Below are 21,974 nucleotides of genomic sequence, written 5' to 3'. Positions count from 1 at the left end.
TGTGCGCGGCCGGCCGCGGATCGTCCGTGGCCGGCCGCGCCCCTGCGGCGGAGCCGCATGGTGAGCACGGCCTGCGCCCCTTCGGGGCGCTACCCGGCCGGGACGAGCTGCTGGATGCCCTCCTGCGCCAGCGCCTCCGCGTGCTGGTTGCCGAGTCTCCGGGCCAGCTCAAGGGCCTCGCGGTGCAGCCGTAGCGCCTCGTCCGCAAGGCCCGCGAGGCGGCAGGTCTCGGCGTAGCCGTTGAGGAAGTGGATCTTCCAGTGTTCCTCGAACAGCTCGTCCAGGAGCGCGAAGGCCTCCCGGTGGCTGGCCAGCGCCTCCTCGTACCGGCCCATCTGCCGCAGCGCCACGCCCATGCAGTTGAGGCACCACGCCTGGTTGTTGAGGTGCCCGTCCTCGCGGGCCAGCGTCAGCGCCCGACGCAGCTGGTCCGCGGCCTCCTCGGGGTCCTCCGGGGCGACGGCCAGGCCGAGTGTGATCCGGGCCGTGAGACCGGGCGGCCAGCCGGGGTCGGTGGGCTGCAGATCCAGCACCTCCCGGGCCCGCCGGGCCGCCTCCGTACGGTGCCCCAGCTGGAGCATCGTCCAGGCCTCCGACGCCGCCGCGTGGGCCGCTCCCGTCGGGCAGCCGGCCTGCTCGTACAGCTTCCCCGCCAGCCGGAAGAGTGCGAGCGGCTCCTCGGCCTGTCCCGCGTCCCAGCTCAAGTAGCCGCGCCGGACGGCCAGTTCGGCCTCCGCCCGGGCGTCGCCCGCCTGGGCCAGCCGCAGTCCCGCCGCCTCGTACGCCGCGTACGCTTCGGCCGCCCGGCCCGCGTTGTAGCGTGCGTAGCCCAGATCGCTGTGGGCCTCGGCCAGTTGCACCGGGTCGGCCAGGCGCTCGGCGGCGGCCAGCGACCGCTCGAAGAGGACGTTGAGATGCGTGGTGCCGCAGCGCCGCGCGAAGTAGGCCCGCAGGAAGCGCGGCAGCTCGCACACGTGCGCATCGGCCCCGACGGCAGCCGCCGTCTCGAAGGCCGCCATCAGATTGCCGTACTCGGTGACGAACCAGGTGAAGGCCGCGTGCTTGTCCCTGAACTCGGGCAGCTCGGCCGGGCGCTGTCCGGCGGAGGGCGCCCGGCCGGGTGACAGGAACGGCATCGCGGCGTCGGCGGCCGCCGCCGCGTGCACGTAGTAGTCGAGCACCCGGCCGAGGGCGCGCTCCCGGTCGGCCGGCGCGTCCTGTTCCCCCGCGGCCCGCCGCGCGTGCTGGTGCACCAGGTCGTGCAGCCGGTACCGGCCCACCGTCGGCTGCTGGACGAGGTGCGCGTCGAGCAGGTCCTCCAGCATCGCCCCGGCGCTGTGCAGCGGCACGTCCGCCAGGGCCGCCACGACGTACTCGTCGAAGGACTCCCCGGGCAGCAGGCCCAGCAGTCGGAACAGCCGGGCCTGGGAGCGGTTCAGCTGCCGTACGGACATCGCCAGCGCCGCGCCGAACGCGGCGTCGAACCCGCCCGCGCCCTGAGCCATCCGCTCGGCGAGGACGCCCACGGTCCAGCCCGGCCGGTGCCGCAGCCGCGCCCCGGCCAGGCGCAGGGCCAGCGGCAGATGGCCGCACAGCCGCAGCACCTCGGCGGCGGCGCCGGGATCGCGGGCCAGCCTGCCGTCGGGCCCGTCGGGGTCGCTGCTGGCCCGGGCCAGCAGCCGGGCGCTGTCCTCGGGGCTCAGCACGTCGAGCGAGACCGGCGGCACCTCGTCCAGGCCGAGCAGCCGGTTGCGGCTCGTGATCAGGGCGACGGAGGGACCGGCACCGGGCAGCAGCGGGCGCACCTGCTCGGCGTCGGCGGCGTTGTCGAGGACCACGACGACCCGCCGGCCGGCCAGCTCCGACCGCCAGCAGGCGGCCAGTTGCTCCAGCCCGTCCTGCGGGACCTTCTCGGACGGCACGTCGAGCGCGCCGAGCAGCATGCGCAGCGCGGCGTCGGGGTCGAGCGGCGGCCGGCCCTCGGTGAATCCGTGCAGGTCCACATAGAGCTGCCCGTCCGGGAAGTCGGCGGCGAGCCGGTGCGCGGCGTGCACCGCCAGACAGGTCTTGCCGACGCCCGCCATGCCGTCGACGGAGACCGCCCGATGACTCGCGACGGCGGCCAGCACGGCGGCGAGCCGCTCCTCGCGCCCGGTGAAGTCGGGCACGTCGCGCGGCAGGTCGTTGCGGGCCGGCGGGCGGCCCTGGCGGGTGCTCTTCGGGGGCGCGGGCAACGGGTTCGAGGCCCGTTCCCACACCGGGCGCAAGGGGCGGGGGTCGCGCTTGACGAGCCGGCAGAGGGCCACCACGGCGGGCCAGGGCGGCGCGGTCTGCCCGTTCAGGTACCGCGACAGGGAGGAGGAGCTGAGACCGGTGTCCCGCGCGAGGGCCCGTACCCCCAGCCCGGACAGCTCCTGCAGCAGCCGCAGCCGGGCCGCCAGCTCCTCCTGCGGGCCGGTCGTCGTCGTCCGTGCGTGCGCTTCCACTGTCCCCCCGCTCTCCGTCCCGTTCCGGCTGAAGTCTTCCCAGCCAATTCGCCGCTGGTCAAGGCCCTTTCGGCTGTCCCACGGTGTCCCATCGCCATGGCCCGGGCAGGCCGCTGCGGCTGTCATGGAGTCACGCCCCCACGACAGGGGCACCGACCACAAGCCAAGCAGTGGAGGAGCGAACCGACATGCAGTCCCGTATGCAGAACCCCGCCGTCGTCCTGTCCGACGCCATGCAGCCCATCCAGCAGCTCTTCAAGGCCGTGCACTCCGGCGGAGCGGACGAGCAGACCCTGGAGCTGGTGCATCTGCGGGTCAGCCAGATCAACGGGTGCAGCGCCTGCGTCGACGCCGGCGCCAAGACGGCCCGGAAGGCCGGCGTGAGCGACGAGCGGCTGGCCACGGTCGCCGCCTGGCGGGAGGCCCCGTACTTCACCGACGAGGAGCGCGCGGCCCTCGCGCTCGCCGAGGCCGCGACCCGGCTCGCCGACCGTCCCGACGCGGTGAGCGACGAGGTCTGGGACACGGCCGCCACCTACTACGACGAGAAGCAGCTGGCCGCGATCATCCTGATGATCGGCGTCACCAACCTGTTCAACCGGCTCAACGCCACCACCCGCCAGATCGCCGGCGCGTGGGGCTGACACCCACCGTCCCCGCCCACCCCCGCGAGAACCGAAGGAGACCCACTGTGAAGGCCACGCAGAAGACGACCGGGAGGACCGCCGCCGCGTCCGGGGGATTCACGGACGAGGAGCGAGCGGCGATGAAGGAGCGGGCCAAGGAGGTCAGGGCGGCCACGCGCGGCGCATCGCGCGCCGCCAAGGCGGCGGAGGACGAGGCCGCCGTGCTCGCCAAGATCGCCGAGATGCGGGACTCCGACCGGCTCATGGCCGAACGGCTCCACGCTGTGGTCACGGCCGCCGCGCCCGGGCTCGCCCCGAAGCTCTGGTACGGGATGCCCGCGTACGCCCTGGACGGCAAGGTCGTCTGCTTCTTCCAGAGCGCGGAGAAGTTCAGGACGCGCTATGCGACCTTCGGCTTCAGCGACCGGGCGAACCTCGACGAGGGCACCATGTGGCCGGCCTCCTACGCCCTGAAGGAGCTGACCGCCGCCGACGAGGCGAGGATCGGCGAGCTCGTGAGGAAGGCCGTCGGCTGAGGGCCCAGGAAGCCGGTCACCCCCGCGGCGAGCTGCATAAATGCGGGTTGACCGGCCCGGGCTCACTCGTTCGGGTGGGAACTGACGGCGATCTGGTCTTCCCGGGCCATGCCCTCGACAGAATCGGACCGGCCTTTCGGGGTCGGTCCGTCCGCTCTTTCGGGGCCCACATGGGGGACCAGAGGCATGATCCGCATCAAGGCACGGGCACCCACCGCGCGGGGAGCCGTACTGCCCACGGTCTGGGGAGCCACGGCGGTCGCCTACAAGCTCGGCTGCCCGCTCGCCCAGCAGACCGGGCTCGGCGCGCGCATCGTCACCAGCGCCGTCTTCCTCGCCGTCGGCACCGGACTGATAGCCCATGTCCGCCGCGCGCTGCTGCGGGAGCTGCGACAGGCCCGCCGGGTGGCGCGGGCCGCGCAGAGCGTCGTACTGCGGCCCCTGCCGCCGCGCCTGGACGGGCTGAACGTCGCCGCGGCGCAGCTGTCCGCGGACCGGGGCGCGAGCGTCGGCGGCGACCTGTACGAGGCGGTGGCCACCGAGCACGGGGTGCGGGTGGTGATGGGCGACGTACGCGGGCACGGACTGGCCGCGCTCGGCACCGTCGCCGCCGTCCTCGGCAGTTTCCGTGAGGCCGCCCACGACGAGCCCGAGCTCGGCGGCGTACTGGGCCGGCTGGACCGCGCCCTCGCCCGGCACCTGCGCGAACGCGCCCGCGCCGAACACCCCGCGAGCGGCGGCCAGGAGCCCGACCACCCGGTCGCCGAGGAGTTCGTCACCGTCCTGCTCCTGGAGATCGACGGCGAGGGCGGACTGCGCGCCCTCAACTGCGGTCATCCGTGGCCCTATCTGCTCTGCGGCACCAGAGTCGAGCCGCTGACGCACGTCGACCCGCTTCCGCCGCTGGGCCCCTTCCCGCTGCCGACGGCCCTGGAAGCCCGCGCCTGCGGACAGCTGCTTCCCGGCGACTCCCTGGTCCTCTTCACCGACGGCGTGGAGGACGCCCGGGACACCCGGGGCCGCTTCTTCTCGCTGCCGGACGCGCTGCGCACGGCCGTACGCGATCACCCGGTGTCACCCCAGAGGGTCCTGCGTGCCGTCCTCACCGCCCTCCTTCACCACACGTCCGGCCGCCCGACGGACGACATAGCCCTCCTGGTGCTGCGCAACGACCGAAAAAGAGGTGTGGACGTCAGGGGCGCGGGGACGTGCGCGACCAGCCACGGGCCACCCGCGGCCGACAATGCGCCGCTGGCGACACCCCAGTAGTCGGCCCGGCCAAGCCACCGCTTTTCGAGGGGGAGCCGGCGGCTTGGCCGGCATCTAAGTCAACCGGGGCAGCACGCTGAGCGACAGCGCGTGTACAGGCCGGATGCACGTGTTCCGTTCACACCCCGTGTGAACCGCAGCACACTACGCTGAATCGGACCAGGCCACTCGGGGGGCATCCCATGCAGCCCAACACTCTGCTCGACGCGATCCTGGACGAGGCGGGGATCTCGCACGCCGGTCTCGCCGCCCACGTCAACCAGGCGGGACGCAGGCGCGGCCTCGCGCTCCGCTACGAACACACCGCCGTGGCACGCTGGTTGAAGGGCCAGCGACCACGCGGACAGGTCCCGGACCTGATCTGCGAGGTGCTCGCCGCCCGCCTCCGCCGTCCCGTCACCCTCGACGACATCGGCCTGGGCGTGCCCGGCGAGCCCGGCACCCCGCACGCCGGCTCGCTGAGCGGCTTCGTGGAGCGGGCGACCGCCCTGTGGCGCTCCGACGAACAGCAGCGGCCGCATGTGCTGGGCGCCCCCGCCGTCACCGGGACGCCGGCCGTCATGCCGGTGTGGGAGTGGGAGAACCCGCCCGAGGACGTCGACGTCTCGCGCGGCGGCCGGCACCGGGTCACCCCGGCCGACATCGAGATGCTGCGCGCCGCGCGGACGCACTACGAGCAGATGTACCGCAAGGCCGGCGGCATCGCGACCCGCACCCGGATCGTCGGCTTCCTGAACGCCGAAGCTGCGCCGCTGCTGCGCGGGAGCTACACCGACGCCACCGGACGCCAACTGCACCGGGCCACCGGCGGGTTGGTGGCCATCGCCGGCATCTGCGCGTACGACTCCGACGCCCACGGTCTCGCCCAGCGGTACTTCCACCAGGCGCTGCGGCTGGCAAAGGCCAGCGGCGACCGCGGACTTGGCGCGTACGTCATAGCGCTGCTGGTCAACCAGTCGCTGTTCATGCGGGAGTACCGGCAGGCCGTCGCCTTCGCCGAGGCCGCGCTGCGCGCGGCCGGCAAGCACATCACCCCGGCGCTCGCCTCCGACCTGTACGCGATGCAGGCCAAGGCCTACGCCCACCTCGGTGACTCCGCGGGCGCCCTGTCCTGCATCCGGCGCGCGGAGGCGGCGGCCGAGCGGATCCGGCGCGGATACGAGCCCGACGAGACCGGCTATGTCCAGCCGGGCCTGGTCAATGTGCAGGTGGCCGAGGCGCTGCTGAGCCTCGGCGAGCTGGCCGCCGCCCGGGAGCACGCGGCGGCGGCCGTCGACAACCCGGCCCACGACCGGGGGCGGGTGCACCGGCTCGCCATGCTCAGCACCATCGAGCTGCGCCAGGGCAACGCCGACAAGGCGGTGGTCACCGCCGTGCAGATGGCGGAGCAGGCACGCGGGATGGAGTCCCAGCGGCTGCGCGACAGACTCCGCGCGGTACGCGAACACCTGGCCCGCTGCGGCTCGGCCGGCACCGCCGAAGCCGCCGAACTCATCGACGGGGCACTGCGCGTACCGCTGTAGGCCCCCTGTAGGTGCACAGTCCCTGCTGCGATATTGCCACTTACTCGGCGGAAGGTGGCAGAACCGTGCAGTGGACGAAGCAGAACGAACAAACTGTGTATGCAAACCGCTGGTTCAGCGTCAATCTCGCAGATGTCGAGCTGCCGGACGGCCGGCACCTGGACCACTTCCTGATACGGCTGCGGCCGGTGGCCGTGGCCACCGTGGTCAACGAGGTGAACGAGGTGCTGCTGCTGTGGCGGCACCGCTTCATCACCGACAGCTGGGGCTGGGAACTGGCCGCGGGCGTCGTCGAGGACGGCGAGGACATCGCGAGCGCGGCCGCCAGGGAACTGGAGGAGGAGACCGGCTGGCGGCCGGGACCCCTGCACCACCTCATGAGCGTGGAGCCGTCCAACGGCCTCACCGACGCCCGGCACCACATCTACTGGTCCGACCGGGGCGAGTACATCGGGCACCCCGTGGACGACTTCGAGTCGGACCGCCGGGAATGGGTCCCCCTCAAACTCGTTCCCGACCTCATCGCCCGTGGGGAGGTCCCGGCCGCCAACATGGCGGCCGCGTTACTCCTGCTGCACCACCTCAGGCTCGCCGAGGGCTAGCGGCCCGAGCGGTTCCGGTGCCTAGCGGGCCAGTGCCTGCCAGACCGTCACGACGAGCGCTCCCAGCGTCGTGAGCGCGGCGACCGACGGCAGGGGCCAGCGCGCGTGCTCCAGGGAGACCATCCGGGAGTTCAGCTCGTCCACTTCCTTGGCGGTCTCCTCGGCGCGGTGATCGAGCAGCGCCAGCCCTCCCTCGACGCGTGCGTACGCGACGTCGAGGCGGCGACGTAACTCTGCGAGTTCCTCCTGGACCACGGAATGATCGGAATCGGTGGTCACGGTTTCATTCCTCTCTGTAGCCGAATGTGGTCCGCCACATCCGTTGCATGGGCATGAAGAGTGAACTCTGCTGGTGGGCGCGCGGGGAGCGTGTGCGCGCGGCATATGCGTGCCCGGCGCGCACACGGTGTGTGAAACGACACGGGCCCGGCACCGAGTGCGGTGCCGGGCCCGGAGGCGTAGCTCTGTGTGATCAGCCGTAGGTATAGAAGCCCGAGCCGGTCTTGCGGCCCAGCCGGCCCGCCTCGACCATGCGCTGCAGCAGCGGGGGAGCGGCGTACAGCGGCTCCTTGTACTCGGCGTACATCGAGTTGGCGATGGAGACGATGGTGTCCAGGCCGATCAGGTCGGAGAGCTTCAGCGGGCCCATCGGGTGGGCGCAGCCCATCTCCATGCCGTTGTCGATGTCCTCGCGGCTCGCGATGCCCGACTCGAACATCCGGATGGCCGACAGCAGGTAGGGCACGAGCAGCGCGTTGACCACGAAGCCGGAGCGGTCCTGGGCGCGGATGGCGTGCTTGCCGAGCACCTTCTCGGCGAAGACCTGGGCGCGGCTGAGGGTGCCCTCGGAGGTGGTGAGCGCCGGGATCAGCTCGACCAGCTTCTGCACCGGGGCCGGGTTGAAGAAGTGGATGCCGACCACGTGGTCCGGGCGGGAGGTGGCGACCGCCAGCTTCACCAGCGGGATCGAGGAGGTGTTGGAGGCGAGGATGGCGTCCGGGCGGGTCACCACCTGGTCGAGGACCTGGAAGATCTCCGTCTTCACCGGCTCGCTCTCCACGACCGCCTCGATCACGAGGTCGCGGTCCGCGAACTCGCCGAGGTCCGTGGTGAAGGTGAGCCGCTCCTGCGTGGCGTCCCGCTCCTCCTCGGTGATCTTGCCGCGCTCGGCTGCCTTGGCCAGGGAGTTGAACAGCCGGGTACGGCCTATCTCCAGGGCCTCGCCGGTGGTCTCGGCGACCTTCACGTCCAGTCCCGCGCGGGCGCACACCTCGGCGATGCCCGCGCCCATCTGGCCGCAGCCCACGACTCCGACGCGCTCGATGTCGGTCACATCGTCCCCTTCGCTGTTCTCCGGCTCGCTGGCAGGACCTCCGGGTTCGGCGCCTGCTCCGATCGAGCACGTTACCGTCAAGTATCGATGATCGATCGGCGGGGTGGGGGCATCCTGGGGCGCGGAACGATCCGTGACGGTGCGGATCCGGAGCGTATGGGATGTGCGGATGGGGCATCTGGCACGGCGGACCTTCGCCCTGGCGGCACTGTCGGCGCTCGTGACGGCGCCGGGTGCGGCTGCGGCCGCGGGGCACCGGCCCCGTGCGGCCGCCGAGATGCGGGGCGTGTGGCTCGCGACCGTGTCCAACCGGGACTGGCCGTCCCGGCCCGGGCTCACGGCCGCCGCGCAACGGCGGGAGCTGATCGCCCACCTCGACCGGGCGGCCCGTGACCGGCTCAACACGGTGATCTTCCAGGTACGGCCCACCGCCGACGCCCTGTGGCCGTCCCCGTACGAGCCCTGGTCCGAGTACCTCACCGGCACCCAGGGCCGCAGTCCCGGCTGGGACCCGCTGGGCACCGCGGTGCAGGAGGCCCACGCCCGGGGCCTGGAACTGCACGCCTGGTTCAATCCGTACCGGATCGCGAACCACACCGACCGCAGCCGGCTGGCCGCCTCGCACCCGGCCCGCAGGCACCCCGACTGGGCGGTCCCCTACGGCGGAAGGCTCTACTACAACCCCGGCCTGCCCGAGGTCCGCGCCTTCGTCCAGCGGGCGATGCTCGACGCGGTCGTCAGGTACCCGGTCGACGCCGTCCACTTCGACGACTACTTCTACCCGTACCCGGTCCCGGGGCAGACCTTCGACGACGACGACGCCTACGACCGCTACGGCGGCGGCTTCTCCAGCCGGGCCGCCTGGCGGCGCGGCAACATCGACAGGCTGGTGCAGGAGATGGCCGCCGGCATCAGCCGCGTCCGGCCCGGCACCCGGTTCGGGATCAGCCCCTTCGGTGTGTGGCGCAACGCCTCGACGGACCCGCGCGGTTCGGACACCCAGGCGGGCGTGCAGACGTACGACGACCTGTACGCGGACACCCGCACCTGGGTGCGCAGCCACTGGATCGACTACGTCGTCCCGCAGCTGTACTGGCACATCGGCTTCGCCGCCGCCGACTACGCGAAGCTGGTCGAGTGGTGGGCGGCGGTCGCGAAGGGCACAAAGACGCACCTCTACATCGGCGAGGGCCTGTACCGGGCGGGGGCCGCCGGGCAGCCCTCGGCCTGGCGGGACCCGGTCGAGCTGTCCCGGCACCTCACCCTCGCCGCCGGCTACCCGCAGGTGCGCGGGCATGTGTTCTTCGCCGCCGCGGATGTGGCGGCCGATCCGATCGGGGCGATGTCACGCGTGATCACCGACCACTACGGAGGAGCGGTGAAACCGCCGCGGTGACCTACCGCTGTCGCTCTTCCTTGTGCTTGACCTGGCAGTCGGGTCCGGGCGACAGGATCGCCTGGTGTCCGTCCTGGAACTGGACGCGGTAGGGCGGATTGCCCTCTTGGCCGAGGACTTCGAGGACTTCCGCTTCCTGGTCGTGTTGGCCGACCACCCTGCCATGCTGGACGAGGTGGTCACCCTTGGCTGCACGCATCTCGCAGGTCCTCCTCATGGTCACGACCGCTGTGTGACGGCGATGCACACGAGCACGGCGACGGCGGTCACCGGAGCGGCTGCCGTGAAGTGCTCGCCCAGCAGCAGCGCCGACCACACCAGTGTGAGCAGCGGCTGAGCCAACTGCAACTGGCTGGCCCGGGGGATGCCGATGACCGCCATGCCCCGGTACCAGACGACCAGGCCGAGGAACTGCGAGCCCAGCGCCACCCACAGCAGACCGGCGATGCCGTGCCCGGTGAGCTGGACGGGCTCGTACGTCAGTGCCACCGCGGCGGCCGGCACGGTCAGCGGCAGACACAGCACCAGCGCCCAGCCGATCACCTGCCAGCCCGGCATGATCCGGGCCAGCCGGCCGCCCTCGGTGTAGCCGGCCGCGCACACCAGCAGGGCCGCGAACAGATACCCGTCGGCGGCTGTCAGCGCGCCGCCGCTCTGCCCGGCGGTGAAGGCGGCCACGGCCGCGGCCCCCGCCAGCGCGGCCAGCCAGAACCGGCGCGAGGGGCGGCTGCCGGTGCGCAGCGCCGAGAACACGGCGGTGGTCAGCGGCAGCAGTCCCACCACGACGGCGGCGTGCGCGGTGGTGGAGGTCTGCAGAGCGAGCGTGGTCAGCATCGGGAAGCCGAGCACGACACCGGCGGCGACGACCGCGAGACCCGGCAGATGCCGGCGCTCGGGCAGCCGAACTCGCAGAACCAGGAGGCAGCCGCCCGCGACGAGCGCGGCGAGGACGCTGCGCACGGCCACCAGCGACCAGGGGCCGAAGCCCTCCAGTCCCCAGGCGGTGGCCGGGAAGGTCAGGGAGAAGGCGGCGACGCCGAGGGCGGCGAGACCCGTGCCGAGGCCGCGACGCTCGCGGGGAGCGGTGACCGCTATCGGGTTCGGAGCAGTAGCGCTACTCTGTGTTCTCATGCACGAGCGTAGCAGCGTCAGTGAACTGGCAGAACAGCTTCGCCGGGACCTCGACCGCTACTCTCCCGGTGGAAAGCTCCCGTCGAGCCGGGCGCTGGTCGAGCGGTTCCACGTGAGCCCGGTGACCGTCTCGCGCGCCCTCGCCCAGCTGGCCGCCGAGGGACTGGTGGTCACCCGGCCCGGGGCCGGCGCCTTCCGGGCCAGGCCGCGCACGACGGAGACCCCCGCCGGGGACACCTCCTGGCAGGAGGTCGCGCTGAGCGCCGACGGCGCCGCCGAACTCGTACCGCGCACGGTGGACGCCTCCGGGGTCACGGTCTCGCTGGCCGCGCCGCCGCCCGGCGTGCTGGAGTTCAACGGCGGCTATCTGCACCCCTCTCTGCAGCCCGAGCGGGCCATGGCCGCGGCCCTGGCCCGGGCCGGGCGGCGGCCGGGCGCCTGGGGGAGGCCGCCGCTGGAGGGCCTGCCGGAGCTGCGGGAGTGGTTCGCGCGCGAGATCGGCGGGGCCGTCACCGCGGCCGAGGTGCTCATCGCGGCCGGCGGCCAGCCCGCCCTGGCCACCGCCCTGCGCGCCCTCGCCCCGCCCGGCGCCCCCGTCCTGGTCGAGTCGCCCACCTACCCCGGCATGCTGGCCTGCGCCCGCGCCGCCGGACTGCGCCCGGTCCCGGTGCCCGTCGACCCCGACGGAGTGCGCCCCGACCTGCTCGCCGACGCATTCCGGGCCAGCGGCGCCCGGGTGTTCGTCTGCCAGCCCCTGTTCCAGAACCCCACCGGCGCCGTGCTGGCCCCCGGCCGGCGCGCCGAGGTGCTGCGCATCGCCCGCGAGGCCGGCGCCTTCGTCGTCGAGGACGACTTCGTACGGCGCCTGGTGCACGCCGACGCGGCCCCGCTGCCCCGCCCACTGGCCGCCGACGACCCGGACGGCGTGGTCGTGCACGTCGGCTCGCTGACCAAGGCGACCTCGCCCAGCTTCCGGGTGTGCGCCCTGGCCGCGCGGGGCCCGGTGCTGGAGCGCCTGCGCGCCATCCAGGTCGTGGACAGCTTCTTCGTCCCCCGGCCGCTGCAGGAGGCCGCCCTCGAACTGGTCGGCTCCCCGGCCTGGCCCCGCCATCTGCGGGCGCTGTCGGCCGAGCTGAAGGCCCGCCGCGACGCCATGACGGCCGCGCTCGCCCGGCACCTGCCCGAACTGGCCCTGCCGCACGTCCCGTCCGGCGGCTACCACCTCTGGCTGCGCCTGCCCGACGGCACAGAGGAGTCCGCCCTCACCGCGGCGGGCCTGCGCGCGGGTGTCGCCCTCACCCCCGGCCGTCCCTACTTCAGCGCCGAACCCCCCGCCGCCCACCTCCGTCTGAGCTTCGCGGCGGTCGCCGGCACCGGGGAGATCACGGAGGGCGTACGGCGGCTGCGGGCGGCCTGCGACGAGCTGTTCTAGCGCCTGCGCCGCGCCGAAAGCCCTTGGACCGGCGCCGCGTTGACCTGCGAGGATCACACCATGGACAGCACACCGCGACTCCCCGACGGCTACGAGTTCTCCGCCGACCCCGCCCGCGTCGACGTCGACCGGGTCCACGGCTGGCTGTCGACCGACGCCTACTGGGCGATCGGCCGGCCCCGCGACAAGCACGAGCGGGCGATGGCGGGGTCACTGAACTTCGGGGTGTACGAGCGGGCCTCGGGGGATCAGGTGGCGTACGCGCGCGTGGTCACCGACCAGGCGCTGTTCGCCTGGCTCGCCGATGTGTACGTGGACCCCTCGGTGCGCGGCAAGGGCGTCGGCACGGCCTTCGTCGGCCGCATCCGCGACCACCTGAAGCCGTACGGACTGCGCCGCATCCTGCTCGCCACGGAGGACGCGCACCGGGTGTACGAGAAGCTGGGCTTCAGCGCGCTGGACCGCCCCGACCAGTGGATGGTCCACCACTTCCAGTCCGAGTGAGCGGCCGCACACCCGCCGTAACGGACAGTGGTACCCCTTGACCCTGCACTCACCTGCGGCTCACCATCACCGCATGCCACTGAGGGTGACGTTCGTCGCCGCCGCGCGCAGCACCCCGCTGCTCGCGGAGCGCTTCGACGACGACCGGCCGCTGGACCAGGCCGGCTGGGACGAGGTGCAACGCGCCGCCGGGGATCTGCTGCCGCTGGCGGCCGCGGACCTGCGGTACTGCTCGCCGACCCCGCGCAGCCGGGCCACCGGCGACGCGCTGGGCTACGCCCCGCTGGCCCAGCTGGCGCTGCGGGACTGCGACATGGGCCGCTGGCGTGGGCTGACCCTGGGCGAGGCGATGGCCCGCGAGCCGGACGCGGTGGACGCCTGGCTCGCCGACCCGCGCGCCACCCCGCACGGCGGGGAGTCCCTGCTGGCCTTCATCTCCCGGGTCGGCGGCTGGCTGGACACCCGGCCGGCGGAGGACGGCGGCCGGATCGTCGCCGTCGCCGAGCCTGCCGTGATCCGCGCCGCCCTGGTCTACGCCCTGAAGGCGCCACCCTCGACCTACTGGAACATCGACGTGCGCCCGCTGTCCACGTCCACCGTCACCGGCCGCGCGGGCCGCTGGAACCTCCGTCTCGAGGCCGGTTCGGCTCAGCCGTCGCGGACATAGTCCGTGGTCAGCACCAGGTCCTTCGCCCGGGCCGCGCACCCGCCACTGGACGGTGAACTCGCCCCGGTAGAGGTCGGCCGCGCAGGGGTGCTTGGCGACGTGGCGTCCCGAGCAGGTCCAGCGCGTGGAAGGGCCGCAGGAATCTCCGTCTCGAGGCCGGCTCGGCTCAGCTCTCGCGCACGTAGTCCGTGGTCAGCACCAGGTCCTTCGCCGGGCCGCCGACCCGCCACACCGAGCGCCAGCGGTCGGCGTCCCGGACGGTGAACTCGCCTCGGTAGAGGTCGGCCGCGCAGGGGTGCTCGGCGACGTAGTGTCCCGAGGTCAGGTCCAGCGCGTGGAAGGGCCGCCCGTCCGCGAACCGCACGTCCGCCGTGCCCGGCCCGGGCCCTGGCAGAAACCGCAGCGTGCGGGTGGCGGGGCGCGCCACGCCCTGCCAGGTGAAGGTGCCGGACTCCTCGTGCAGCAGGCCGCCGGCCTCCAGCGCGGTGAAGACGGTCTCCCCTGAGAAGTGCCCTTCCGCTCCGCTCGCCAGGTCTCGCACGCTGCGCTCCACTCGCCAGCGGCCGGCCAGATAGGCCGGCACATCGGTGACCGGCCAGTACGGGGGCTGCAGATCCATGAGGCGAGCTTACGGCCGACCGCGTTCGCCCATTGACGTGTTCACACCCCTGCTCTTACCGTGCGTTCGAATCTTCGCCCGGTTCACACAGTTCCGCGCGGCCATCCAGGCCAAGTACCCCTACATGCAGGTCCTCTCCAACGCCGGCCCACGGATCGACCCTGCTCGGCGACGCCTTCTCGGTGGCGCCTCGCAGTGGACCCACACGGGCACCGGCAGCTGGAGCGTCCAGGACGGCCAGTACGTCCAGACCGACACCACCGCCCAGAACACCATGGTCTCCGCCGGCGACCCCGCTTGGCACGACTACGACCTGCATGCGAAGGCCACCAAGAGGGCGGGTCAGGAGGGCTTCCTCGTCGCCTTCGGCGTCAAGGACACCGGCACCTGCTACTGGTGGAACATCGACGGCTGGAACAACACCCAGACCGCGGTCGAGCAGGCTGTGGACGGCGGCAAGTCCACCCTGATCGCCAAGCCGGGCTCGGTCGACACCGGACGCGCCTACGACATCGACATCAAGGTGCGCGGCCGCCAGGTCACCCTGTGCCTCGACGGGCAGCAGTGGGGCAGCTTCACCGACGACAAGCCGGCCGAGCCGTTCCGCCAGGTCGTCACGCGGGACGCGAAGACCGGTGAGCTGATCGTCAAGGTCGTCAACGACCAGTCCTCGGCGGCGCGTACGGCCATCGACCTGGGCGGTGCGAAGACCGCCCCCGAGGCGAAGGTGACCACGCTCGCCGCCGCACCGGACGCGGTGAACAGCGAGACGTCCACGGCGGTCGCGCCGCGGACGTTCACCTTCACCGGAGTCGCGGACAAGTTCACCTACACCTTCCCGGCGAACTCGATCACGTTCCTCAGGATCAAGCAGAAGTAGTGCCGTCCGGCGCGGGCCGCTGTCCGAGCGGCAGCAGCCCGCGCTCGGCGAAGACCTTCTTCGCCACGAAGGTCGCGTTCAGCGCCTTCGGGAAACCGCAGTACCCGGCCGAGTGCAGCAGCGCCTCGACGATCTCCTCGGGCGTGAGCCCCACGTTCAGCGCCGCGTTGACGTGCACCTCCAGCTGGGGCTCGCAGCCGCCGAGCGCGGTCAGCATCCCCAGGGTGACCAACTGGCGGTCGCGGGGCGGGAGTCCGGGCCGGTCGTAGATCTCGCCGAAGCCCCAGGCGACGATCTGGTGCCCCAGCTCGGGGCTGACGTCGGCGAGCGAGTCGATGACCCGCTGCCCCGCCTCACCGTCGACGGACCGCAGGACCTCCAGGCCATGGGCGAAGCGTTCGTCACGGGTGGTGCTCTGGCTCATGTCCGTTCGTCCGTTCCCGGCCGCCCGTCGTGGAGCATCCCTTCGTAGTGCGAGATCTTGTCGTCCAGGGCGGACGCGTTGCGCCGCAGCGCCCGCATCCGGTCGGCCAGGGCGGCGCGGTGCTCGCGCAGCATCGCCAGCCGCTCGGCGAGCGTGCCGTCCCCCTCCGCCCGCAGCCGCGCGTAGCGCTGCATGTCGCTGATCGACATGCCGGTCTCGCGCAGCCGCAGCAGGAACTCCAGCCAGGCCAGGTCCGCCGTCCGGTAGCGGCGCTGGTTGCCGGTGGTCCGGCCGACCCGTTCGATCAGGCCGGCCTTCTCGTAGTACCGCAGGGTGTCCTGCGTAAGACCCGTGCGCTCGGCGACCTGGGCGATGGTCAGCGACGGTTCCCGATCGTCGGGGAGGGGCTGTCCGCTGGTCATGACAAGAACGGTAGAACCTGGAGCGCGCTCCAGGTCAAGCGCGGTCAGGCGATCAGACGCCGAAGTACGTCCGGGCCGCTCGCACGCCCTCCACCAGCGCGTCCACCTCGGCCGGCGTGTTGTAGACGTAGAAGCTCGCCCGGGTCGTCGCCGGGATTCCGTACCGCTTCACGATGGGCCGGGCGCAGTGGTGGCCGACGCGGACGGCGACGCCCCGCTCGTCCAGCACCTGGCCCACGTCGTGCGGGTGGATGCCGTCGACCGTGAAGGAGACCGCCGAGCCCCGGTCCGCGAGCTCGGTGGGGCCGACGATCCGGACGCCCGGGACCTCGGCGAGCAGCTCCAGCGCGCGGGCGGTGAGCGCCTCCTCGTGCGCCGCCACCTCCGCCATGCCGAGCCGCTCCAGGTACTCCACCGCCGCCGCGAGCCCGACCGCCTGCGAGGTCATCGGGACGCCCGCCTCGAAGCGCTGCGGCGGCGGCAGGAAGGTGGTGCGGTCCATCTCCACGATCTCGATCATCGAGCCGCCGGTCAGGAACGGCGGCAGTCCGGCGAGCAGGTCCGCGCGGCCCCACAGCACGCCGACGCCGTTCGGGCCGAGCATCTTGTGCCCGGAGAAGGCGAGGAAGTCCGCGCCCAGTTCCGTCACGTCGACCGGGCGGTGCGGCACCGACTGGGCGCCGTCCACGACCACCAGGGTGCCGAACGCGTGCGCCCGGTCGGCGAGTTCGCGCACCGGGTTGAGCGTGCCGAGCACATTGGACTGGTGGCCGAGGGCGAGCACCTTGGTGCGCTCGTCCAGCAGTTCCCCGGCCCGGGACAGGTCGAGCCGGCCGTCGTCGGTGAGCCCGAACCAGTCGAGGCTCGCCCCGGTCCGCTCGGCCAGCTGCTGCCAGGGGACCAGGTTCGCGTGGTGCTCCATCTCCGTCACGACGATCCGGTCGCCGGGGCCGAGCCGGCCGGCGTTGCCCAGCGCGTAGGCGACCAGGTTGATGCCCTCGGTCGTGTTGCGGGTGAAGACCACCTCGCCGGCGGCGGCGCCGATGAACCGGGCCACGGTGTGCCGGGCCTGCTCGTACGCCTCCGTCGCCTCGCCCGCCAGCTGGTGCGCGCCGCGGTGCACGGCCGCGTTGTGGTGCAGATAGAAGTCCCGCTCGGCGTCGAGCACCTGGAGGGGCTTCTGGGTGGTGGCGCCGGAGTCCAGGTAGACGAGCGGGGCGCCGCCGTCCAGGGTCCGCTCCAGGATCGGGAAGTCCTTGCGCAGCGCGTGCACGTCGAAGGCCACGACGGCTCACCTCTCACGGTCTTATCTCACGGTTTTCGCGATGGTTCTCCGTGAGACACGCTAAGCCTCCCTCACGGAGAACCGCAAGGATTACCATGAGAGCCGTGCATCACGAGGCCCCCGTCCACCTGCATCGGCTCCCGGTCCCCGGCGAGGACCGGTACCTCTCGCTGGCGCTGGTCAACACGCGCTTCACCGTCAGCCACGGCCAGGTCGACCTGCTCGACGACACCGAGGCCGCGCACCTCTGGCTCGTCCGGCACGGGCTGCTGCCCGACCAGGTGGTGATCAACGGCAGGCAGTCCGGCCGGCTGCGCACCCTGCGCGAGGCGCTGCGCACCCTCTTCGAGGCCCGCGTCCGCGCGGCACTCCCGCCCGCCGACGCCCTCGACGCCCTCAACGCCGCGCTCGCCGCCGCGCCCGCCACGCCCCGGCTCGTCTGGACCGCCGACGGCCCCCGCCGCGCCGACCTCCCCGACACCGGAAACCCGGCCGCCGCCGCGCTCTCCCTGCTCGCCGAGGACGCCACCGACCTGCTCACCGGCGCCGACGCCGACCAGCTCACCGAGTGCGCCGCCCAGGGCTGCGCCCGCTGGTTCCTGCGCTCCCACGGCGCCCGCCGCTGGTGCACCACGAAGTGCGGCAACCGGGTCCGGGCCGCCCGCGCCTACGCCGCCCGCAAGACCGGTCCATCCAGTTCACCTTAAAAACACCTCCCGGAAATCAAAGATTTCCCGGGACGTCATTAAATTCATACGGTGTTTCCCGTATTCGGAGGACGGCGCGTCACTTTTGGGTACGCGCACAACCAACCCGAAACACGGACCGTCTAAGTCGGCGAAAAAAGACGGGCACACCTTTGTGGGGGAACGCCGGAAAATGCAACAGGGTGTGACACCGATATCCCCTCCGAGGCGCGCCGCCGCCCTGCTCGCCGCGGCCGTCGCCGTCACCGCGTTCTGCGCGGGCGACGTCCTCGCCCGCAGCTACCCCTTCGGCCCCCGCACCCGCAGCGTCAACGACCTCGGCAACCAGTACGTGCCCTTCCACGCCCACCTGTGGGACCTGCTGCACGGCCACGCCGACGGCGGCCTCCTCGTCAACTGGCAGTCCGGGTACGGCTCCAGCTTCCTGCCCGACCTCGGCACCTACCTCGGCAGCCCCTTCGCCCTGCTCGTCGCCGTCTTCCCACGGGACCGGATCGACTTCGCCGTCTACGTCGTCACGGTCCTGAAGACCGCCTCCGCCGCGGCCGCCATGGCCTGGCTGCTGCTCACCCTGCGGCCCGGGCGCTGGTGGGCCGCCGGACTGCTCGGCGCCTCCTACGCGCTGTGCGGCTGGACCGTGGCCGACGCCGACTACAACCCGATGTGGCTCGACGGGCTGATCGCCCTGCCGCTGCTGTGCCTGGTCGGCGAATGGGCGGCCGCGGGGCGCCGGCGCCTCCTCGGAGTCCTGGTCGTCGCCCTCGCCTGGACCGCCAACTTCTACACCGCCTACATGGCCACCCTCGGCGCCGCCCTGGTCCTGCTGCTGCGCCTGCTGCTCGCCCGCCCGCCCCGCCGACAGGCGCTCGCGGCGGCCGGCCGCGCGACCCTCACCGTCGCCCTCGGCATCGGCCTCGCCGCCCCGCTCGTCACGGTGATCTACTTCGGCACCAGGTACGCCTACCCGGGCCGCGTACGGCCGTTCACCCCCGTGCCCGGCGAGGACCTGCCGGCCCGCCTGCTGCCCACGACCTACGGCTTCGGCTCCCCGGCCCTCTACGTCGGCATCACCGCCCTGGTGCTCGCCCTCGCCCTGCCCTTCCACCGCGCGGTCCCCGCCCCGGTCCGCACGGGCTGGACCACGCTCGTCCTCGCGGTCGCCCTGTCGCTCCAGTGGGCGCCCACCAGCCTGGTCTGGCACGCCTTCGCCACCCCGCAGGGCAGTTCCTACCGGCAGGCCTTCGTCCTGTGCGGACTGCTGGTCATCGCCGCCTGGCACGCCCTGTCGTACGGCCTCCCCGATGGGCGGACCCTCGGCGCCGCGACCGCGCTGCTCGCCCTGGTCACCGCCGTCGCGAGCCGCAGCACGCTGGTACGGCCGCACACCTGGCCGGTGCTGCTGCTCGCCGTCGCGGGCACCCTGACCGGACTCGTCCTCCTCGGCCGCGCCGGGCCGCGCACGCGACTCGCCGGCCTGGCCGTCGTACTCCTCCTCGGCGCGCAGGTCGGCGAGACCGCCGCCACCTCCGCCGTCGCCACCAAGCTGCGCCTGAAGCACCTGGACGACTACGCGCCCTGGGGCGAGCGGCAGCAGCGGCAGGCGGCGGCGATCGCCGAGGCCGACGGCTGGCCGCGCTACCGCACCGACCCCGGCCGCGAACAGATCGTCGGCAACGACCCGATGCTGGTCGGCGGCCAGGGCGCCCAGTACTACAGCAGCCTCACCCCGGACGTCCTCAGCCGTACCCTCACCGCCCTCGGCGGCGGCTGGACCTCGCGCGGGCGCAGTGTGCAGAGCCTGGACAACGCCGTCACGGACGTCCTCTTCTCCGTCGGCGCCCGGCTGCACAACCCGCCGGACCCGCACCAGGCGGCGCTGCCCGGGACCACCGGGCCGATCACCGTGATCCGGCGCGAGGTGCCGCCCCTGGTGACCGTGCGGACCGCGCCCGACGACACCCCCTTCGGCCCGTCGCCGTACCGCAACCAGGAACTGCTGCTCGGCAGCCGGGTCTACACCGTGCCGCGCGTCGCCGTGTACGACGACTTCGGGAAGCCGGTGAGCAGCCGCTATGTGGGCGCGGGGAACGCCATGACCGGGCCGGCGATCACCGCCCGCTGCCCGGCCGGGACGCAAGTGAACCTGTGGGCCCCGCACTTCTCCGGCACCGCGCGGCTCGCGGGCTCCGGCACAGGCGTCCCCTTCCGGTTCGAGTACGGCCGCAACCGCGCGGCCATGGAGCCGCTCGGCCGTACCCCGGCCTCCGGGCGCGTACGGATCGAGCTCACCCCGGACCGCCCCGGCCGGATCCCGCCCGGCGCGGTCGGCTGCCTGGACGCCGCGCGGCTGCACACCGCGGCGGCCCGGCTGAAGGCCACCGGCGCCACCGAGGTGGGCGTCTCCGACGGCACCGTCCGGGCTCGACTGCCCGCCGGCAGCAAGGGGATCGCGGTCGTCGCCGCACCCCGCATCGCCGGCTGGCGCTGCGCCACCGGGGACGGCGCGGCCAGGCCCGCCGAGGACTACCACGGCCTGATCGCCGTCCCCCTCGACGGCCGCTCGACCACTCTGACCTGCACCTTCCACCCACCCGGCCTGCGGCTGGGCACGACCGTCGGGCTCGTCTCGCTCGCGGCCCTCACCCTGCTCTCCGCCCTCACCGCCGTCCGCCGCCGGCGCGCCCCCGTGCCGCCCACGCCCACACCACCACGCGAGCGCGTGACCACCGCACCCTGACCGCGCCCCTGGGGGGATTCACCATGCTGATATCGATCGTCGCGCCCTGCTACAACGAGGAAGACGTCCTCGAACGCTTCCACGAGAAGATCCAGAGCGTCGCCGAGGAACTGCTGCCGCTCGGCCACGACATGGAGTTCGTGTACGTCGACGACGGCAGCCGCGACCGTACGCTCGCCGTCCTGAAACACCTGGCCGACCTCGACGCACGGGTCCGCTACGTCTCCTTCAGCCGCAACTTCGGCAAGGAGGCCGCCCTGCTCGCCGGCCTGCGGCACGCCTCCGGCGACTGCGTGATCGTCATGGACGCCGACCTCCAGCACCCGCCGGAACTGATCCGGCGGATGGTCCGGCTGCGCGAGGAAGGGCACGACCAGGTCATCGCCCGGCGCAGCCGCACCGGCGACGGTCTCGCCCGGACCCTCGCCGCGCGCCTGTACTACCGGCTCGTCAACCGCCTGGTCGACGTCGAACTCGTCGACGGCGTCGGAGACTTCCGGCTGCTGTCCCGCCGCGTGGTGGACGCCGTGCTGGCCCTCACCGAGTACAACCGCTTCTCCAAGGGCCTGTTCGCCTGGGTGGGGTTCCCGAGCACCACCTTCGAGTACGAGAACGCCGCGCGCGAGGCCGGCAACAGCTCCTGGAACCTGCGCGGCCTGCTCAACTACGGCATCGACGGGCTGCTGTCCTTCAACAACCGCCCGCTGCGCGCCGCCCTCTGGCTGGGCATGGGACTGCTGCTGTGCGCGGGCCTCTACACGGCCTGGATCGTGGGCGCCGCGCTGATCAACGGGGTGCAGACTCCGGGCTATGTGACCATCATCACCGCCGTGACGGCCCTGGCGGGGGTGCAGATGGTCATGCTGGGAGTGATCGGGGAGTACACCGGCCGCATCTACTACGAGGTGAAGGGCCGTCCGCACTTCCTGGTGAAGGCGACCAACGTGGAACGGACGAAAGACCTCATTCCTTGAAGCGACAGATCCTCACCTTCGCCGCGGTCGGTGTGATCAACACCGCCACTTATTACTGTCTCTACCTGCTGTTCCTGAACTGGCTGCCCTATCTCTTCGCGCATGTCATCGCCTTCGTGACCAGTATGATCGGCTCCTTTTTCCTGAATGCGCGCTTCACCTACCGGACGCCGCCGACCTGGCGTAAATTCCTGCTGTTCCCGCTGACGAACGTCACCAATTTCCTGGTCACCACATCGGGTGTCTACGTCATCGTCGACGTCCTGCACGCCGGGAGCCGTTTCGCCCCGCTGCTCGCCTCGGCGGCGGCGATCCCGGTCACCTTCGTCGTGTCCCGCTGGGTGATGCTTCCCCGGCAGATCGCCCGGCCGCCCGCATAGTCGTTGCATAAAACTGCAGCAGTACGTATAGTCATGCCATC

Annotated in this window: 22 protein-coding genes and 1 pseudogene; 14 read left to right on the top strand and 9 right to left on the bottom strand. The window is 72.6% G+C overall.

Annotation, left to right across the window (positions count from 1 at the left end):
- Positions 1–89: 89 nt before the first annotated feature.
- Positions 90–2,486: an ATP-binding protein gene (locus tag ACQPXS_RS11955; RefSeq protein ID WP_433449192.1), complete on the bottom strand. Its 2,397-nt coding sequence runs from the start codon at positions 2,484–2,486 to the stop codon at positions 90–92.
- Positions 2,487–2,674: 188 nt separating this feature from the next.
- Here ACQPXS_RS11955 and ACQPXS_RS11950 point away from each other — a divergent pair, with 188 nt between their 5' ends.
- The 5 genes from ACQPXS_RS11950 (at position 2,675) to ACQPXS_RS11930 (ending at position 7,042) form a co-directional block, all read left to right on the top strand.
- The gene (locus ACQPXS_RS11950) at positions 2,675–3,130 is read left to right on the top strand and encodes a carboxymuconolactone decarboxylase family protein (RefSeq protein WP_351804302.1); all 456 of its coding nucleotides are present in this window, start codon (positions 2,675–2,677) and stop codon (positions 3,128–3,130) included.
- A 47-nt stretch (positions 3,131–3,177) separates the two neighbouring features.
- Positions 3,178–3,648: an iron chaperone gene (locus ACQPXS_RS11945; protein WP_433449191.1), complete on the top strand. Its 471-nt coding sequence runs from the start codon at positions 3,178–3,180 to the stop codon at positions 3,646–3,648.
- Positions 3,649–3,834: 186 nt separating this feature from the next.
- The gene (locus ACQPXS_RS11940) at positions 3,835–4,917 is read left to right on the top strand and encodes a PP2C family protein-serine/threonine phosphatase (RefSeq protein ID WP_433449190.1); all 1,083 of its coding nucleotides are present in this window, start codon (positions 3,835–3,837) and stop codon (positions 4,915–4,917) included.
- A 182-nt stretch (positions 4,918–5,099) separates the two neighbouring features.
- Complete coding sequence (locus ACQPXS_RS11935; RefSeq protein ID WP_351804306.1) at positions 5,100–6,440, top strand: transcriptional regulator; 1,341 nt, start codon at positions 5,100–5,102, stop codon at positions 6,438–6,440.
- 65 nt (positions 6,441–6,505) lie between these two features.
- Complete coding sequence (locus ACQPXS_RS11930) at positions 6,506–7,042, top strand: NUDIX hydrolase (protein ID WP_351804308.1); 537 nt, start codon at positions 6,506–6,508, stop codon at positions 7,040–7,042.
- A 21-nt stretch (positions 7,043–7,063) separates the two neighbouring features.
- Here ACQPXS_RS11930 and ACQPXS_RS11925 read toward each other — a convergent pair whose 3' ends face one another.
- Together ACQPXS_RS11925 and ACQPXS_RS11920 are read right to left on the bottom strand one after the other, a co-directional pair.
- Positions 7,064–7,321 carry a hypothetical protein gene (locus ACQPXS_RS11925; RefSeq protein WP_351804310.1) on the bottom strand — a complete coding sequence of 86 codons (258 nt, stop codon included), beginning with the start codon at positions 7,319–7,321 and terminating at the stop codon, positions 7,064–7,066.
- Positions 7,322–7,514: 193 nt separating this feature from the next.
- Positions 7,515–8,375 (bottom strand): 3-hydroxybutyryl-CoA dehydrogenase, encoded by an 861-nt coding sequence (locus ACQPXS_RS11920; RefSeq protein WP_433449189.1) that lies wholly within the window; start codon positions 8,373–8,375, stop codon positions 7,515–7,517.
- Between the two features lie 169 nt (positions 8,376–8,544).
- Here ACQPXS_RS11920 and ACQPXS_RS11915 point away from each other — a divergent pair, with 169 nt between their 5' ends.
- Positions 8,545–9,771: a glycoside hydrolase family 10 protein gene (locus ACQPXS_RS11915; protein ID WP_433449188.1), complete on the top strand. Its 1,227-nt coding sequence runs from the start codon at positions 8,545–8,547 to the stop codon at positions 9,769–9,771.
- Between the two features lies 1 nt (position 9,772).
- On the opposite strand, the gene ACQPXS_RS11910 is transcribed toward ACQPXS_RS11915, so the two are convergent.
- Positions 9,773–9,970 (bottom strand): DUF1918 domain-containing protein, encoded by a 198-nt coding sequence (locus ACQPXS_RS11910; protein WP_351804316.1) that lies wholly within the window; start codon positions 9,968–9,970, stop codon positions 9,773–9,775.
- A gap of 20 nt (positions 9,971–9,990) precedes the next feature.
- Positions 9,991–10,902, bottom strand: coding sequence for a DMT family transporter (locus ACQPXS_RS11905; protein ID WP_433449187.1), 912 nt, complete (start codon positions 10,900–10,902; stop codon positions 9,991–9,993).
- Here ACQPXS_RS11905 and ACQPXS_RS11900 point away from each other — a divergent pair.
- From ACQPXS_RS11900 to ACQPXS_RS11890, 3 genes are all read left to right on the top strand, one after another.
- On the top strand, positions 10,901–12,334 hold the full coding sequence (locus tag ACQPXS_RS11900) for a PLP-dependent aminotransferase family protein (RefSeq protein ID WP_433449186.1): 1,434 nt from the start codon (positions 10,901–10,903) through the stop codon (positions 12,332–12,334). The two genes, ACQPXS_RS11905 and ACQPXS_RS11900, sit on opposite strands and share 2 nt — an antisense overlap.
- Positions 12,335–12,394: 60 nt before the next feature.
- Positions 12,395–12,838: a GNAT family N-acetyltransferase gene (locus ACQPXS_RS11895; RefSeq protein WP_433449185.1), complete on the top strand. Its 444-nt coding sequence runs from the start codon at positions 12,395–12,397 to the stop codon at positions 12,836–12,838.
- Positions 12,839–12,911: 73 nt separating this feature from the next.
- Positions 12,912–13,505 (top strand): histidine phosphatase family protein, encoded by a 594-nt coding sequence (locus ACQPXS_RS11890; RefSeq protein WP_351804324.1) that lies wholly within the window; start codon positions 12,912–12,914, stop codon positions 13,503–13,505.
- A 166-nt stretch (positions 13,506–13,671) separates the two neighbouring features.
- Here the strand turns inward: ACQPXS_RS11890 and ACQPXS_RS11885 are convergent, their stop codons facing one another.
- Positions 13,672–14,124 carry a DUF6314 family protein gene (locus ACQPXS_RS11885; protein ID WP_433449184.1) on the bottom strand — a complete coding sequence of 151 codons (453 nt, stop codon included), beginning with the start codon at positions 14,122–14,124 and terminating at the stop codon, positions 13,672–13,674.
- Between the two features lie 140 nt (positions 14,125–14,264).
- On the opposite strand from ACQPXS_RS11885, the pseudogene ACQPXS_RS11880 reads away from it, so the two are divergent.
- Positions 14,265–15,004 (top strand): annotated as a pseudogene (locus tag ACQPXS_RS11880) (alpha-L-arabinofuranosidase C-terminal domain-containing protein); the annotation flags it as partial.
- Here ACQPXS_RS11880 and ACQPXS_RS11875 read toward each other — a convergent pair.
- From ACQPXS_RS11875 to ACQPXS_RS11865, 3 genes are read right to left on the bottom strand one after another with little or no spacing between them, the layout of a single operon-like run.
- Entirely contained in the window at positions 14,991–15,428 is a 438-nt protein-coding gene (locus ACQPXS_RS11875) for a carboxymuconolactone decarboxylase family protein (protein ID WP_228618752.1), read from the bottom strand. The pseudogene ACQPXS_RS11880 and the gene ACQPXS_RS11875 sit on opposite strands and share 14 nt — an antisense overlap.
- Complete coding sequence (locus ACQPXS_RS11870; RefSeq protein WP_433449183.1) at positions 15,425–15,850, bottom strand: MerR family transcriptional regulator; 426 nt, start codon at positions 15,848–15,850, stop codon at positions 15,425–15,427. The genes ACQPXS_RS11875 and ACQPXS_RS11870 overlap by 4 nt, the downstream gene beginning before the upstream one ends.
- A gap of 52 nt (positions 15,851–15,902) precedes the next feature.
- A complete protein-coding gene (locus ACQPXS_RS11865; RefSeq protein WP_433449182.1) occupies positions 15,903–17,135 on the bottom strand; it encodes a cysteine desulfurase in 1,233 nt (410 codons plus the stop codon).
- 95 nt (positions 17,136–17,230) lie between these two features.
- On the opposite strand from ACQPXS_RS11865, the gene ACQPXS_RS11860 reads away from it, so the two are divergent.
- From ACQPXS_RS11860 to ACQPXS_RS11845, 4 genes are all read left to right on the top strand, one after another.
- Positions 17,231–17,842 (top strand): ABATE domain-containing protein, encoded by a 612-nt coding sequence (locus ACQPXS_RS11860; protein ID WP_433449181.1) that lies wholly within the window; start codon positions 17,231–17,233, stop codon positions 17,840–17,842.
- Between the two features lie 172 nt (positions 17,843–18,014).
- Positions 18,015–20,579, top strand: coding sequence for a YfhO family protein (locus ACQPXS_RS11855; protein ID WP_433449180.1), 2,565 nt, complete (start codon positions 18,015–18,017; stop codon positions 20,577–20,579).
- A 23-nt stretch (positions 20,580–20,602) separates the two neighbouring features.
- On the top strand, positions 20,603–21,553 hold the full coding sequence (locus ACQPXS_RS11850; protein ID WP_351804338.1) for a glycosyltransferase family 2 protein: 951 nt from the start codon (positions 20,603–20,605) through the stop codon (positions 21,551–21,553).
- Complete coding sequence (locus ACQPXS_RS11845) at positions 21,550–21,933, top strand: GtrA family protein (RefSeq protein ID WP_433449179.1); 384 nt, start codon at positions 21,550–21,552, stop codon at positions 21,931–21,933. The genes ACQPXS_RS11850 and ACQPXS_RS11845 overlap by 4 nt, the downstream gene beginning before the upstream one ends.
- The last annotated feature ends 41 nt before the right edge of the window (positions 21,934–21,974 follow it).

Origin of the sequence: Streptomyces sp. CA-142005 (genome assembly GCF_050942335.1) — a bacterium.
In the GTDB taxonomy this organism is placed as follows: domain Bacteria; phylum Actinomycetota; class Actinomycetes; order Streptomycetales; family Streptomycetaceae; genus Streptomyces.
Note: the sequence above shows the minus strand (reverse complement) of the source record. Positions and strands in the feature narration are given on the sequence as shown.

Bases quoted from the DNA above. Each gene is read 5' to 3' on its own strand.
- ACQPXS_RS11870 (WP_433449183.1), bottom strand. From the start codon at position 15,850: ATGACCAGCGGACAGCCCCTCCCCGACGATCGGGAACCGTCGCTGACC.
- ACQPXS_RS11855 (WP_433449180.1), top strand. From the start codon at position 18,015: ATGCAACAGGGTGTGACACCGATATCCCCTCCGAGGCGCGCCGCCGCC.
- ACQPXS_RS11860 (WP_433449181.1), top strand. From the start codon at position 17,231: ATGAGAGCCGTGCATCACGAGGCCCCCGTCCACCTGCATCGGCTCCCG.
- ACQPXS_RS11850 (WP_351804338.1), top strand. From the start codon at position 20,603: ATGCTGATATCGATCGTCGCGCCCTGCTACAACGAGGAAGACGTCCTC.
- ACQPXS_RS11900 (WP_433449186.1), top strand. From the start codon at position 10,901: ATGCACGAGCGTAGCAGCGTCAGTGAACTGGCAGAACAGCTTCGCCGG.
- ACQPXS_RS11950 (WP_351804302.1), top strand. From the start codon at position 2,675: ATGCAGTCCCGTATGCAGAACCCCGCCGTCGTCCTGTCCGACGCCATG.
- ACQPXS_RS11935 (WP_351804306.1), top strand. From the start codon at position 5,100: ATGCAGCCCAACACTCTGCTCGACGCGATCCTGGACGAGGCGGGGATC.
- ACQPXS_RS11890 (WP_351804324.1), top strand. From the start codon at position 12,912: ATGCCACTGAGGGTGACGTTCGTCGCCGCCGCGCGCAGCACCCCGCTG.
- ACQPXS_RS11910 (WP_351804316.1), bottom strand. From the start codon at position 9,970: ATGCGTGCAGCCAAGGGTGACCACCTCGTCCAGCATGGCAGGGTGGTC.
- ACQPXS_RS11940 (WP_433449190.1), top strand. From the start codon at position 3,835: ATGATCCGCATCAAGGCACGGGCACCCACCGCGCGGGGAGCCGTACTG.
- ACQPXS_RS11915 (WP_433449188.1), top strand. From the start codon at position 8,545: ATGGGGCATCTGGCACGGCGGACCTTCGCCCTGGCGGCACTGTCGGCG.
- ACQPXS_RS11895 (WP_433449185.1), top strand. From the start codon at position 12,395: ATGGACAGCACACCGCGACTCCCCGACGGCTACGAGTTCTCCGCCGAC.
- ACQPXS_RS11875 (WP_228618752.1), bottom strand. From the start codon at position 15,428: ATGAGCCAGAGCACCACCCGTGACGAACGCTTCGCCCATGGCCTGGAG.
- ACQPXS_RS11885 (WP_433449184.1), bottom strand. From the start codon at position 14,124: ATGGATCTGCAGCCCCCGTACTGGCCGGTCACCGATGTGCCGGCCTAT.
- ACQPXS_RS11905 (WP_433449187.1), bottom strand. From the start codon at position 10,902: ATGAGAACACAGAGTAGCGCTACTGCTCCGAACCCGATAGCGGTCACC.